The organism is Nocardia sp. NPDC023852 (assembly GCF_040639505.1).
In the GTDB taxonomy this organism is placed as follows: Bacteria; Actinomycetota; Actinomycetes; order Mycobacteriales; family Mycobacteriaceae; genus Nocardia.
This window is the reverse complement of sequence record NZ_JBFAAB010000002.1, coordinates 735,722-749,153: the sequence shown is the minus strand read 5'-3', so window position 1 is coordinate 749,153 and position 13,432 is coordinate 735,722. Positions and strand designations below refer to the sequence as shown.

General features: G+C 66.2%; 14 protein-coding genes. 7 read left to right on the top strand and 7 right to left on the bottom strand.

What is annotated here, in order from left to right:
* The first annotated feature begins 2 nt into the window (after window positions 1–2).
* Window positions 3–593 carry an NUDIX domain-containing protein gene (locus AB0H00_RS07135; protein ID WP_357262086.1) on the top strand — a complete coding sequence of 197 codons (591 nt, stop codon included), beginning with the start codon at window positions 3–5 and terminating at the stop codon, window positions 591–593.
* A 366-nt stretch (window positions 594–959) separates the two neighbouring features.
* Window positions 960–1,244: a DUF427 domain-containing protein gene (locus AB0H00_RS07130; protein WP_357262083.1), complete on the top strand. Its 285-nt coding sequence runs from the start codon at window positions 960–962 to the stop codon at window positions 1,242–1,244.
* Window positions 1,245–1,780: 536 nt separating this feature from the next.
* Here the strand turns inward: AB0H00_RS07130 and AB0H00_RS07125 are convergent.
* Both AB0H00_RS07125 and AB0H00_RS07120 read right to left on the bottom strand, forming a co-directional pair.
* Window positions 1,781–2,461 (bottom strand): TIGR00266 family protein, encoded by a 681-nt coding sequence (locus AB0H00_RS07125; RefSeq protein ID WP_357262080.1) that lies wholly within the window; start codon window positions 2,459–2,461, stop codon window positions 1,781–1,783.
* 45 nt (window positions 2,462–2,506) lie between these two features.
* On the bottom strand, window positions 2,507–2,881 hold the full coding sequence (locus AB0H00_RS07120) for an arsenate reductase family protein (RefSeq protein ID WP_357262076.1): 375 nt from the start codon (window positions 2,879–2,881) through the stop codon (window positions 2,507–2,509).
* Window positions 2,882–3,081: 200 nt separating this feature from the next.
* Here AB0H00_RS07120 and AB0H00_RS07115 point away from each other — a divergent pair, with 200 nt between their 5' ends.
* Complete coding sequence (locus tag AB0H00_RS07115; RefSeq protein ID WP_357262073.1) at window positions 3,082–3,585, top strand: hypothetical protein; 504 nt, start codon at window positions 3,082–3,084, stop codon at window positions 3,583–3,585.
* Between the two features lie 7 nt (window positions 3,586–3,592).
* Here AB0H00_RS07115 and AB0H00_RS07110 read toward each other — a convergent pair whose 3' ends face one another.
* The 4 genes from AB0H00_RS07110 to AB0H00_RS07095 form a co-directional block, all read right to left on the bottom strand.
* Window positions 3,593–4,912 (bottom strand): aspartate aminotransferase family protein, encoded by a 1,320-nt coding sequence (locus tag AB0H00_RS07110; RefSeq protein WP_357262070.1) that lies wholly within the window; start codon window positions 4,910–4,912, stop codon window positions 3,593–3,595.
* A gap of 299 nt (window positions 4,913–5,211) precedes the next feature.
* Window positions 5,212–7,230, bottom strand: coding sequence for a polyprenyl synthetase family protein (locus AB0H00_RS07105; protein WP_357262067.1), 2,019 nt, complete (start codon window positions 7,228–7,230; stop codon window positions 5,212–5,214).
* A gap of 329 nt (window positions 7,231–7,559) precedes the next feature.
* A complete protein-coding gene (locus AB0H00_RS07100; RefSeq protein WP_357262064.1) occupies window positions 7,560–8,615 on the bottom strand; it encodes a hypothetical protein in 1,056 nt (351 codons plus the stop codon).
* A gap of 520 nt (window positions 8,616–9,135) precedes the next feature.
* Window positions 9,136–9,756, bottom strand: coding sequence for a hypothetical protein (locus tag AB0H00_RS07095; RefSeq protein WP_357262061.1), 621 nt, complete (start codon window positions 9,754–9,756; stop codon window positions 9,136–9,138).
* 483 nt (window positions 9,757–10,239) lie between these two features.
* Here AB0H00_RS07095 and AB0H00_RS07090 point away from each other — a divergent pair, with 483 nt between their 5' ends.
* The 4 genes from AB0H00_RS07090 to AB0H00_RS07075 are packed head-to-tail and all read left to right on the top strand — an operon-like array spanning window position 10,240 to window position 12,144.
* The gene (locus tag AB0H00_RS07090; RefSeq protein WP_357262058.1) at window positions 10,240–10,575 is read left to right on the top strand and encodes a metalloregulator ArsR/SmtB family transcription factor; all 336 of its coding nucleotides are present in this window, start codon (window positions 10,240–10,242) and stop codon (window positions 10,573–10,575) included.
* Entirely contained in the window at window positions 10,575–11,282 is a 708-nt protein-coding gene (locus AB0H00_RS07085; protein WP_357262055.1) for a cation transporter, read from the top strand. The genes AB0H00_RS07090 and AB0H00_RS07085 overlap by 1 nt, the downstream gene beginning before the upstream one ends.
* Complete coding sequence (locus tag AB0H00_RS07080; protein ID WP_357262443.1) at window positions 11,195–11,521, top strand: DUF3703 domain-containing protein; 327 nt, start codon at window positions 11,195–11,197, stop codon at window positions 11,519–11,521. The genes AB0H00_RS07085 and AB0H00_RS07080 overlap by 88 nt, the downstream gene beginning before the upstream one ends.
* A gap of 56 nt (window positions 11,522–11,577) precedes the next feature.
* Window positions 11,578–12,144 (top strand): nicotinamidase, encoded by a 567-nt coding sequence (locus AB0H00_RS07075; RefSeq protein WP_357262053.1) that lies wholly within the window; start codon window positions 11,578–11,580, stop codon window positions 12,142–12,144.
* A 399-nt stretch (window positions 12,145–12,543) separates the two neighbouring features.
* Here the strand turns inward: AB0H00_RS07075 and AB0H00_RS07070 are convergent, their stop codons facing one another.
* Entirely contained in the window at window positions 12,544–13,116 is a 573-nt protein-coding gene (locus tag AB0H00_RS07070; protein WP_357262049.1) for a recombinase family protein, read from the bottom strand.
* Between the last annotated feature and the right edge of the window lie 316 nt (window positions 13,117–13,432).

Below are 13,432 nucleotides of genomic sequence, written 5' to 3'. Positions count from 1 at the left end.
TCGTGACGCTCGCCGACCGCTACCCTCTACTGCACATGCCGACGCATTGGGCATGGGGCGGTCTGGACGTCCGGTTCTCCACCGAGCTCCCGCTCGACGGGCTGGTCACCAATGTCCATGTGGTCTGCTTCGTCGGCGACGAGATCGTGCTCTGCCGCGACGATCGCGACGTCTGGCTGGTTCCTGGCGGCACCAGGGAGGGCGGCGAGTCCGTCGATGAATGTGTCGGCAGGGAGCTGCGGGAGGAGGCGGGCGCACGACCGGTCGGCCCGATACGATGGCTCGGCGCCCACCACGCCACCAGCAATCGCCTGGCACCGTACCGCGAGTGGCAGCCGCACCCACACAAGGCGTGGCTCTGGTGCACCGCCGATGTGGTGCTCGACTCCGCGCCGACCAACCCCGACGACGCCGAACGGATCCTCGAGGTTCGGACTTTCCCGGTCGCGGAGGCAATGTGTCGCGCGGGCACGGATGGCGGCCACATGACCGAACTGGTCGCGCTGGCCGTCGAATTCCATCGCCCCGGATTCCGGCTCGATCCAGCACGATCCCCGGGCCGCCCATTTGACCGTGGCCAAGATCCACGATGACCGGATGCCTGATCGCACGCGCCGAGCAACGTCTCTCCGCGCGCAAGCACTAGCGTCGGGCCGCCCTAGCTGGACCCGCCGGGCCGTCGGGCTACCGACGTGGCGGCTCACGTCCGGCGGTACCGATGTCAGGCGGCGCCTTCGACTGCATGCCGACTAGACATCCCAGGGCGACGTTATGGGCGCCGCCGCGGTCGACAACCTTCTGCGTGGGCAGCACGCGGAGGCGACGGCAGCCGTGAACGGAGGGCTCCCGGCAGACAGCGGGCGATCTCCGCGAACACTATTCGTGGCATTCGCGTCGGAACCCGAATCCGCCGCTAGGCCCCGCCCCCAGCATTCCCGCGGCTGGGGCAGAATCGGGGTATGGCAACGGCAATCTGGCACGGCCGCGTCCTCGCGACCAGCGACGACACCATCGTCGTCGAAGGCAACCACTACTTCCCACCGGACTCGGTGCACTCCGAGTTCTTCCAGCCCTCCGACACCAACACGGTCTGCCCCTGGAAGGGCACCGCAAGCTACTACACCGTGGTGGTCGACGGCGAATCCAACCCGGACGCAGCCTGGTACTACCCCAACCCGAAATCCGAAGCCGCCCAGATCGAAAACTACGTCGCCTTCTGGCGCGGCGTCGACGTCACCGACTGACTGACAGCCACCGAGCGGTGTCGAGTGGTTTCAGCCGCGGCGGTATCAACGGGGCGGATCCTGGCCGCGGTGACCTCGTCCCCGGTACCAGCGGCGACGATCGGCGAAGTGCGACTGCCGCGGCGTCGAAAAAGCTGGTCTCGTCGGAGGATCCAGCGACACGCGTCAGCCGGAAGCACCGATGAAGCCTGTGGTCATCAACGACTTCTCGACGTCGGCAGGGTACCGCGCTACTACGGCCCAAGATCCTGGCCTTGGAGGGGGCGATCGGCTCGACGGAGTTACACGCCTATCACGCGGTGCAGATCGTCACGGCCTGTAGCCCGATAGTGGGGGTGGACGGAAGCGGCGCCCACCTGCACGGCACCCACGTCATCGTTCCGATCCGACGCGCCGCATCGGATCGATGTCGGCGCCGCACACGGCGCTGTCGTCTATCTCGACCCGGAGACCGCCGCCGACCGTAGAGCGCGCACCTGCGCGGCTGGGGCCGGAACGGCCCACCGGCCGAAAGCGCCGGCGGGCCGCCGAGAGGATCAGCTGGACGAGGTCACCGAACCCGCCCACGCGGCGAAGGCGCCGGGATTGCGGGTTTGCAGCAGTACCCGGCCGGGACCGGTGAAGTCGAACACGAATCCTTCGCCCGACTTCAGCGACTGGATCGACCGGCCCGAAACTGCCCGGCGGATAGTGAAATTCATCGCCAGGTCATAAGCCACCACATGGCCGGTGTCGATGGTGATCGGCTCCCCCGGTTGCAGATCGATGACATCGATCGCGCCGAACACGCCGACGACGATCTCGCCCTCGCCGTGCGCGCGCAGACCGAACCCGCCCTCGCCGCCGAACAGGTTCGCGAAACCGCCCCACTTGCTCTCCACCTGCACGCCATGCGAGTTGGCGATCCAGCCGCCACGGCTGATGAAGAACGGACGATCCGGGCTGATCTGAAGATTCAGCATGTCGCCGGGCAGCGCGGGCGCCACATCCACCCACCCGCCCTGCGGCGGCGCGGTGAACGTCGAGACGAAGAACGACTCGCCGGCCAGCACCGACCGCTTCAATCCAGCCAAGATGCCGCCTTCGGCCTTGGCCTGCAACGTGACTCCCGCCGAATGGGCGACCATGGCACCGCTCTCGACGCGCATCGGCTCGCCACCCGCCAGGAAGCACCGCGCGATGGTCGAGGCGGGGTTGTGCCGCAGTTGTACCTTCATGTCCGCCGACCCTACCGCCCTATTCCGAAGAAAAGCTCGGCCGGATCAGCGCCCAGGGATCACCCCGAGCGCGGCGTCGTCCCGGGCGACGACGGCGCCGCCGTCCGCGGTCAGCACAATGGGGCGCTGAATCAGCTTCGGGTGTTCGGCCAGCGCCTCGATCCACCGGTCCCGGTCCTCGGCGGTGCGCCCCCAGCTCGCCATTCCCAGATCCTTGGCGATCTGCTCGCCGATACGGGTGATGTCCCACGGTTCGGCGCCGAGCCGCCGCAGCACGTCACGCAGCTCGGCAGCGGTCGGTGGCTCATCGAGGTATTTGCGCACCGAGTATTCGACGCCCGTCTCATCGAGGAATGCGGTGGCGTTACGGCTCTTGCTGCACCGCGGGTTGTGCCAGATCTCTGTCTGCCGGGAGGTCATGCACGTAGGGTACCGAGGGCCACAGCGGCCACCAGCGCGACGGCACCCGGTCGCCCCGGAGAACCGGCCGCCACGCTGGCGAGTCTCGGCCACCGCGGGGCGGATCCGGACGCGCTGTTCGATACTGGAGCCATGCGCGAGCGAACAAAGACAGCCGAGTTCTCGGTCATGGCGGAGCCGAGCGCCGGCGAGGCGCAGTCATGACCGCGGAACCCCTGCCCGAAAACCCTTACGGCACACCGACCACGTCCGGCCCGGAACCCATTCCGTCGTATCAGAGGGTAGTGAACGGGCTCGTGCGGACGCTGCTCCGTGTCCCGGGGATCTCCGGCGTCGTCGGCAATAGACTGATGATCCTGCACGTCGTCGGGCGCAAGTCGGGCACCGTCTACGATGTGCCACTGGCCTACACGAAGCATGGGAAGACACTGCTCATCGGCACGGCCCAGCGCCCCTGGGTCAAGAACCTGCTCGCAGGCGCCCCGGTGCAGGCATCGTTCGGCGGGAGACCACGCACGTTCGACCCGGTCGTCCACACCGCCGAGGCCGACGTGCTGCGGCTCTACGAGATCATCGCACGGGACAACCGGCAGAACGCGAAGTTCAACGGCATCGGCCGCACCGCCGACGGTTCGCCGTCGAAAGCCGACATCTACCAGACCTGGCAGCAGGGCGGCGTCGTGGTCGAGCTGACGCCGCACTGAAGCCGGATCAGCCCCCCTGGACGTAGCCGTCGGCTACCTCGAGCACCTCGTCGACGATCTCCAGGCCGGCCCGCAGCTCGTCCGCCGTCGTGGTGAGCGGCGGTGCGATCTGGAAACGGTTGCCCGCGTTGAACGGCCACAGCCCGCGGTCCTTGGCCGCCGCGGTGACCGCTGCCATCGGTTCGGCGGCCGTGCCCGCCGCGGCGAACGGGACCAGCGGCTGCCGAGTGTGTGGGTCGCGCACCAGTTCCAGCGCCCAGAAGAAGCCGAGCCCGCGCACGTCGCCGACGCTCGGATGACGGGCGGCCAATTCCCGCAAACCTTTTCCGAGCACGTCGGCGCCTACCGAGCGCACATGGTCCAGGATGCCGTCCCGCTCGAATACTTCGATCGAGGCGACGCCCGCCGCGCAGGCGAGCGGGTGTCCAGCGTAGGTGAGACCACCCGGATACACCGTGTGGTCATACCGCTGGGCGATTCGTTCCGCCATGAGCACGCCACCGAGCGGGACGTAACCGGAGTTCACGCCCTTGGCGAATGTGATCAGATCCGGTGCGACGCCGAACGCCTGCACCGCGAACCACTCGCCCACCCGGCCGAACCCGACCATCACCTCGTCGGCGATGTAGACGATGCCGAATTCGTCGCACAGGGCGCGCACCCCCGCGAGATATCCGGGCGGCGGCACGAGCACGCCGTTGGTGCCGACCACCGTCTCCAAGATCAGACCCGCGATGTGTTGCGGACCCTCCAGTTCGATCACCTGCCGCAGATGGGCCAGCGCGGCGGCGGTCTCCTCCTCGGGAGTGGCGGTGGCCCACGGCGAACGATACGGATATGGTCCGAAGAACCGCACCACGTCGACGTTGGTCGGCTCCGCGCCCCAACGGCGCGGTTCACCGGTCAGGCCGATCGCGACGCCGGTGCCGCCGTGGTAAGACCGGTACGCCGCGAGCATTTTCGTGCGCCCGGTGTAGCTGCGAGCCAGGCGCACCGCATGCTCGACGGCTTCCGCGCCGCCGGTGGTGAACAGGATCCGGTTCAGCTCGCCGGGCGCCCGTTCGACGATCAAGCGCGCCAGCTCGCTGCGCGCCTCGTTACCGACGGTCGGCGAGATGGTGGTGAGTCGCTGTGCCTGCGCCACGATCGCGGCGACGAGGTCGGGATGCTGATGGCCGATGTTGACGTTGACAAGCTGAGAGGAGAAGTCGAGGTAGCGTTTGCCGGCGGCATCCCAGAAGTACGACCCGGATGCCCCGGTGATCGGCACCGGATTCAACTCGGCCTGAGCGCTCCACGGATAGAAGACGTGATCTGACCCGATCATGGGGCGAATTCCCCCTTCGAAGCTGGATACAACAGCACATTGGCACCATAGCGCGATTGCGGCTCCCGCACGGCTGGAGGCGCGGTCTATGACAAGAACTGTCCCGCCGGTGATTCCACAGGTTCGCCCGTACTGGATCTGCTGCCCCGCTTGACAGCGCAATCCAGCCGGTTCTCCACGTATCCGGTCGGGGATATGACCTGACACCCCACCAGTAACCGGCCGGAACGGCGTCGAGACAACGTCTTTCGCCGGCGACCGTCGGTCCGTGTCAGGGCCACGAATAAGGTGGCCGGGGGTTACGCCACGGTAGGAGCCGGTTCGGCGGCCGGGAGGTAGATCTCACGCCGCAAGCGTTCCAAGTCCGGCGCTGCAGAAGCTGCGGAAGCGGAGGTTTGCTTGTACCGATCGCTCTGATGTAACACGAGCGTCGCATCCGTCAGCTTCCCGTACAACTCCGCGTACTCTTTCCACTGGCCCGACAGGCCGGGAAGCACGCGCAGCAGCGCGGGGACGTAACGGATCACCGCCTCGAGTTGGGCGCGCTGATCCGCCACCTGGCGCTGCACCTGCTCGACGGCTTCGCCGCGGGTGCAGCCGATCTCGTGACGGACCGCCCGCACCAGGTTGTAGGGGACTTGGTCAGCCTCGTCCTGATCCAACCCCACCATGTCGTTCTCCACGAGGCCCACAAAGCAGACGAGTTCCTCGAGACGGCGGATCACGGGGTGGTTACGCAGCTTCGGGGGCAGTTCCCGGTCCTGGTACACCTCCATGCAGGCGAGAGCGGTGTTGAACCCACTGGTAGACATCCGTAGCGGCAGGTAGTCAGCAGTGGACGGGATGTAGCCATTGATGCGATGGTGCGCTTCGCGTTCGGCGGCTTCGCACCACTCCTCGAGGTCGTCGAGGAACCACTCCTGCCAGCGAGTGGTGCGGCCCTCGCACAGGCGCGGCCACAAACTCGCCCACGCCGTCGGGATCGCGCCAGACCTCCACGGTACCGACGGGTCCTGGCGCAGCATGGCCACCAAGCCACGCTTCAGCGCGGTCACCGCTTCCGGGTCCCTCAGCTGCGGATCCTCGAACAGGTCATCCCACACAAGGACCAGCGTGAGCGTACCGGCGGCGGTCTGTTCACGGGCCGCGCCCGTCAGGGCCAGGGCGGCCTGTACCGGGACCCGGAACAGTCCTGTCCACCGGTGGTAGTCGGCCTCGGCCGGGGTGAGGGCAAGGCCGGTGTCTACCAGCCAGCTCCTCAGCCATTGCGCGAGCTGCGGCGGGAGCCCAGCACCGTGGGCTCGGGATGGCTGCGTCGACTGCCGGGGGACCGCGCGCAGCGGAGTTCGCCGGTCGAGTATGGACCGGGCGTAGGCGATCATCGCGTGGCGGGCGCTCAGGTCAACGGGCAGGTCAGCGAACTGACCGGCAGCCTGGTCCATGAATTCATCGACCACCGCTTGTGCTTGGTCCACGGCACCGGAGGCGATGACGAGCTCACAGGCACGTGCGGCTTGCTCACCCGTCATTGCTCTGCGCAGCAGGCGGGCAAGGTCCTGGTCGCGGGCGGCGGCGCGGATCACGGGAAGTGTGTAGATGCCTTCAGATAGATCTGCGTTGACGGGCTTGCCCATTTCTTCGGCGGTCGAGGTCAGATCGAGGATGTCGTCATACAGCTGGTAGGCCAGCCCGAAGTGTCGGCCGAACAGGGCCAACGCCTCTTCTGCATCCTCGGGGCGGCTGGCTTGCATCGCGCCCACCTGGCATGCCAGCGACAGCAGTGCCGCTGTTTTGCCGTCTATCGTGTCCAGGTAGGCCTGCTCGCTGCGGGAGGCCACGTATTGGTCGGCGGCCTCGACAACCATGCCCGCGCACATCTGCTCACTCGCGGTCGTTCCTGCGAGCCCTTCGCGCTGGCCGAGTTCGATCAGCATGCGCATGCCCGCGGTCGTCACGGAGTCTCCACCCAGTACGGCCATGTGCGATCCCCACACCGCGTTGGCGTTGGGGCGCCCGCGTCGCTGGTAGGCGTGATCGATGACGTCGTCGTGGTAGAGCGAACCCAGATGCAGCAACTCGACGCCGGCAGCGGCGCGCACCACCCGGTCGTCGGCCGGTACCGTGGGATCGGTGAGCAGGTAGTACGACAGCAACGTCAGAGTGGGACGGACCAGGCGGCGAGAGGTATCGGGTCCTTCGTCGGTGAGCGCGGTCAACTCGGGCCTGCCCCGGAACTCCACGGGGCCGAGAACGTCACGGACGCGGCCCAGGTCCGCATCCAGATGCGGGAAGACAGCCGAATCGATTTCACGTGGCACGCGGGGAACTCCTGACTGAGTACAGCGGTCATCCGACGCCGCTGATCAATGGCAATTCGACACCACATCACGCCGAAGATGTTGTGATCGGCCGATTTTGATGCCGCGCAGATCAGCGGCCAGTGTGGAGTAGAGGTACACCCCAGCGTCGTATCCGCCCGGCACTCGAAAGGCGTCAGAGTAGCCCCATACCAGACATTTCCTGACGACTATCCGGCCAGTCCTGCGAATTCAGGCTGACAGTTGGTAATCCGATTCACGCCCATATCCGCCCAAGATTCGGCCAGTCCATGATCGGTGAATACCGTTCCTGGAAATCCCGTGCTGGTCTAGACGTCCCACCACCAGGCGATGGCGGGCAGTGGCAGGGGGTCTGGGTTGGAGTCGCTGGGGGTGTCGGTCCACGGGAGGTCCGTGGTGGGGCTGTCGGGGAAGAGGTAGCGGGTGGCGATGGAGCCGAAGACGAGGTTGCCGGCGACGAGGGCATCCAGGACTGTGAAGTAGCGGCGCAGCTCGGTGCTGCCGTCGCGGTGGAGTCGGGTGCGTAGAGTCAGGTAGCGGGAGAAGCACCGGTCACGGACCGCGACGGCGGCGGCCAGCGTTTCGACGAAGGACAGGGCGGGGTTCTCGCGTTGGATCATGGTGAAGATGTCGGGGCTGTCTTCGTCGAGTTGCACGGATTTGGCGAGGGAGTACCGGTCGTTGTCGAGTGCGGCTGTCAGAATCGCCGCCTCGCAGGCGGCGCGGACCGCGGGCTGGTCACGCTCCTGGCTCGAAAGCTCCACCCCCAGTGCGACTTCGCCCACGGCTACGCCGTGTTCGCCGCCGACGGCTCCAGCGCGCAGCCGCAGGTAGGCGTCGAGGTCAGCTGGGTGTCCGAGGCTGCGTTGCGATACCTCGGTCAGATTGCCGAACATCCACTGCCGGAAAGAGTCGCTCAAACGCCGCATCAAAGTCGGGCTCGCGTGCCGCCCGAGACAGGTGAGGAGGTCGCGCCCAGCGTCGAGAAATGGGTCCTGGCCCCAAGGGTGGCTTGCGGGGACCTCGACAATCCGGGTCAGCCGGGCCAGCAGGAGGGCTAAATCGGGCAGCCGTTCGGTGTATCGCGGCGACTCGGAGATGTCGTCGAGGTGGAAGCCCCACGCGCTGTATCGGCACAGGTGCTCCAGCAGTTCCGGGCGGGCGTAGTGGCAGACGTACATCGTGTAGCCGACCCCGGCGGCGGCCAGCAACCTGGCATGTTTGTCATCGCGGGCGAAGCCGATTTTCCGGATCCACGTCACAGTGTCGTCGAGCAGGGCATCCGCCTGGCGCACCGGTGGTCTGGGCAGGGGGCAGAAGATGGCGGGGGATCCTGGCGCGTAGGCGTTCTTCTCGGTTGGCATGTGCGGTGGACCGCCGTTCTGTGGTCAGACCGCGCGCGAGGTCGCGGCGGCGGCGAATTGATGCAGCACCGCCACGGCGGCCGGGTGCAGATGGTCGGTGTGCAATGCCTCCGCCGCCGAATTGCAGCGCGTCGCCGAAAGCGCTTACCACCAGCGGAAAGCAGGCCGCGCAACTGCCCACTGAAATAGAGCAGTTCGACAGCGGGTGACCGGTGATCCTTGTCGTCCAGGAAGCCGGTGAGCACCGCGTCCACAACGGCACCCACCTCGTTCGGGTTCACCGCAAGGGTCTGATCATCGATCCAACGGTTTCAACCAGGCTCGCCAGCATGCTGAACCCACCTTCGCCCGATTGTCAAAGATCAGACCCAGGATAGCAGCCAGTTTGCTTGTCCCAGAACATATTTGGTGAGTACTTACAGATCGCTCGCTTTCGAGGAACGGTCACGCACGGCGCGTGCATCATCCGCGTCGGCAAGACTGGGAGCAACGATCACCTGCGGAGAAAGCCGAGCAATTGTCAATACCTGTGGTTCGAGAGTGTTTCCAGCCAGGGATGGCCGGGGTGCACTCGCGATAGCCACCCGGATAGTCGGGATCGCCGCGATCGGTTCATAGTGGGAAGCGCGCGCAGGAAGTCCGTCTCGTCTTTGGCTCGCCGGGCTTTCGCCTTGAACAGGAGAACGACCTCAGGAATCACGTATGGGATGCCATCGGCGGTGCGGAGAATCAGCTCGTCGTAGGGCAAGGTAATCGAGGCGGCGCGGCGGCACACCCATCGATCGCCCAGGTGCGGCTCGCGGAACACATCGAGGCGATACAGCCCGGTCGCCGGTTCGCGCAGCCATGTCTGATGCTGACTGTCCGCTTCCTCAGGAAACGGCCAGGCGCACCCGTCGCCGACGACGTCCCATTCGAAGCCGGGGAACGCGTCCAGAATCTCACCGAATCGCTCACGCGGGACTCCGATTTCGAGATCGGAGTGTGCACGTCCGAGGCCGCCGACAAACAGGTCCAGCGCCCACCCGGCTGCGACATACCAGCATGGCGGGGTGCCCGAGAGCCGTTCGGCGGCTTCGGCGGGAGTCCAGGCTTGCCAGAGGCGGTCGCATTCCGCGACGGACAACGGGCGTCCGGCCATCTCAGGCGGCCTCCTTCACATCGCAGGGCAGCACCGTTGCGCTGTCGCAGCAGCATAACGAAGCTGGGGCAACCCGAACCGGGAGACGCCGGGACGGGTGGCAAGCAGCCCCGACAACGGCGGGACGGACCAGCACCACCGGATGGTTCGGGTTCGGTAAGCATGAGGAGAAGGAGTACGCGAGGAACCAGTGTTCTAACGCCCCTCGAGTCTCCCGCCAGCTCCAAAACCCGGTGGATTCCGGCTGTCTGCGATGCGCACCAACACCTTTCGGCGTTGCGAACTCGGGGTCGGTTCAGGTCGTCGGCCCCGAAGGCCATGGTGAAAGCCTGCGGCGTAGCCGTGGCGATATCGCAGGGGCATAGCTGGGCGCCTCACTCCTCCAGCGGTTAGCAGTGAACGCGAGAACCACCGTGAGATCTCGATACCCGAAGTTGAAAGTTCATCCTTTTCTGAATACAGATTCTTGTGTACTGTTTGAGTATGGAGACGACCGCGGTACTGCACATCGACGCGTTGGCCCGGTTCGGGCACGCGCTGTCGGACCCGACCCGCACCCAGATCTTGTTGAATCTGCGCCGGGCGCCGGGGTATCCGTCGGAGCTGGCCGAGCGGATCGGAGTGACCCGCCAGATCCTGTCCAACCACCTGGCGTGTCTGCGGGGATGCGGGCTGGTGGTCGCGGTACCGGAAGGCCGGCGCAGCCGTTACGAGCTGGCCGACGCGCGCATCGCGACCGCACTGGATGACCTGCTGGGGCTGGTGCTGGCGGTGGACCCGACCTGCTGCCCTGACGCCGATACGGCGGCATGCTGCTGATGACCTCGCTCGGTATGCCCTCGCCGTCCGCGGTCTCACTCGGCCGGAGCCCGGCCCGAAGAGCGCTGCTGGCGCGACGGATCCGCTGGCTGGTCGCCGCGACCATCACCTACAACGTGATCGAGGCGATCATCGCCCTCACCGAGGGCACCCGGGTGTCCTCGACCGCGCTGATCGGGTTCGGGCTGGATTCGGTGATCGAGGTGTCCTCCGCGGCCGCGGTGGCCTGGCAGTTCGCCGGCCGCGATCCGGATAAACGGGAGAAAATCGCGCTACGGATCATCGCGTTCTCGTTCTTCACCCTCGCCGCCTACGTCACCATCGAGTCGATCCGCGGCCTGCTCGGCATCGGCGACGTCGAGCACTCGACGATCGGCATCGGGCTCGCCGCGGTCAGCCTGGTCATCATGCCGGTGCTGTCGGCCGCACAACGCCGCGCTGGCCGTGAACTGGGCTCCGCCTCCGCGGTCGCCGACTCCAAACAGACCCTGCTGTGCACCTACCTGTCGGCGGTCCTGCTGATCGGACTGTTGCTCAACAGCCTGTTCGGCTGGTCGTGGGCCGACCCGACCGCCGCGCTGGTCATCGCCGCCATAGCGGCGAAGGAAGGCATCAACGCCTGGAAGGGCGACCCCTGCTGCCCGGCACCGACCGCCGCACTCGGCGAGACCGTTGCCTCCGGGCACGACTGCGCCTGCTGCGACTGACTACCCCCGGATCACTGGCCGGGCGTTACCCCGAAGGCAACACCGGGGGCGCCCGCGTGAGCCTGCACCAACCCATGCCCACCGCGCCCGACCTCGCTGCGCCGCTTCATCCCGTCACGACCCGACCAGGATTCACGCTTCAGCGTTATGCGAGGCCGGTGGTGGTGCGCGCGAAGTGCTCGACCGAGACGAACAGTCATGGGCCGGACGCGCGCGTGTTCGGCGATATGCAGTGCTGATTACCCTTACACTCGGTGCAGGCCGAAAATCGTTGCGGACCGATTCAGGGGGCACCATGAGCAGAGCTCTCATCATCGTCGACGTACAGAACGACTTCTGCGAGGGCGGTTCGGTGGCCGTCGCAGGTGGGGCTGTGTTGGCCGAACGGATCAGCGAGTATCTGCGCGTCAGCGATTACGCCGCGATAACCGCCACCCGCGACTACCACATCGACCCTGGTGCGCACTTCTCCGACAACCCGAACTTCATCGACACGTGGCCGCCACACTGCCGAGCCGCCACCCCCGGTGCCGACTTCCACCCGAACCTGGATACCGCGCCGATCGACGAGGTCTTCTTCAAGGGCGCCCACGCCGCCGCCTATTCCGGGTTCGAAGGCGCCACCAAAGACGGCATTGCCCTCGCGGACTGGTTACGCACCAAGGGAATCGACACCGTGGATGTCTGCGGCATCGCCACCGACCACTGCGTTCGCGCCACCGCCTTGGATGCCCGCATCGCGGGGTTCGACACCCGAGTGCTCCTGGGCCTGTCCGCCGGCGTCTCCCCCGCCAGCATCGATCGGGCCCTGGACGAACTCCGTGAGGCGGGGGTAAAGATCGCCGCAGACATCGAGAGTTGATAGGGACCGGCTGACCGGTACGGCAGGATTATGCTGGCCGGTCCGGGGTGACGCGGAAACCTCATAGCCACAACGCCGTAGGTGACACGCAGGAACCCGGAGCCGTGTCGCCCGCACGCGGTGGAGCCCCCAGGTATAGCGGAGGGTTTTAATCGGTCCTCCGGGTTGGACAGTCTGCTACGGAGCGGGCATGCGGTATCGCTGACATGCGTCCTTGTGGTCATTGATGTCGGCCATCTGTGTGGAGACGGCGTGCGGGGTGGAGCCGAAGGGCCGGGAACACGCTTGGCGGTGTAGGGGTTCCGGTAGTAATCGGACGAAAAACAACGACAATGGCTTGACCAGCGGTGATAGCCCTGGAGTCTTGTGGCTGGCTTGAGTCGCACGCGGCCGTTGCGGTCAGGCGGGTTCGAGGTGGCGGTAGATGGTTTTGCGGGAGACGCCGAAGGTATCGGCGATCTGAGCGACGGTGTATTTGCGTTTGCCATGGTTGTCGCGTTCGTCGTACATCTCGCGGGCCTTGAGGGCTTGCAACTCGGTGAGAGCGGGTGGCCGGCCGCCGACTCGTCCTCGGGCGCGCGCGGATTCGAGTCCTTCGAGGGTGCCTTCGCTGATCAGGTCGGCGAGCATCTCGTCCATCGCGGCGATGACGTGGAACAGGAACCGTCCTGCAGGCGTCGTGGTATCGATGCCTTGTTTGAGCACGACCAGATCGATACCACGTTCGTCGAGTTGGGCGGCGAGTTCGGTCATGTGCCGTACCGAGCGGAACGGACGCGAGAGCCGGGTGATGACCAGTTCGTCACCGCAGCGCAGGTACTCGAAGCATTTGTCCCACTCCGGCCGCCGGGCGAGCTTGCCAGAGGCTTTGTCCACCCAGATCCGCTCGCACCTGGCTGCGGTGAGCGCGTCGATCTGGGAATCGTCTTTCTGCCCGCGAGTCGACACCCGCGCGTACCCGAACCGAGCCATGCCCGGAACTGTCCCATAAAGGGCTGACACCTGCGGATCCGTCGCGTAGATACCGCACACGAGTTCTGGCCCGAATCGGGTCGGCGGTGAGCTGGGCGGATACGACGACCTGGCCGCGATGTCGTTGTGGGACAGAAACGATCGTTTCCGCCCACTCCGGCTGCGGTCGACTCGTCACCGTCGGGCACTCCAAAGGTGCGGGATCAAGAGAGCAGCAACGCTTCATGTACCAGGTGACACGATTCTTACCGGCACCACAATAGGTCGGCCCGGCGGGGGTTTGACCCTGACGTAGCGTTAACGTTTCTAATGGTGG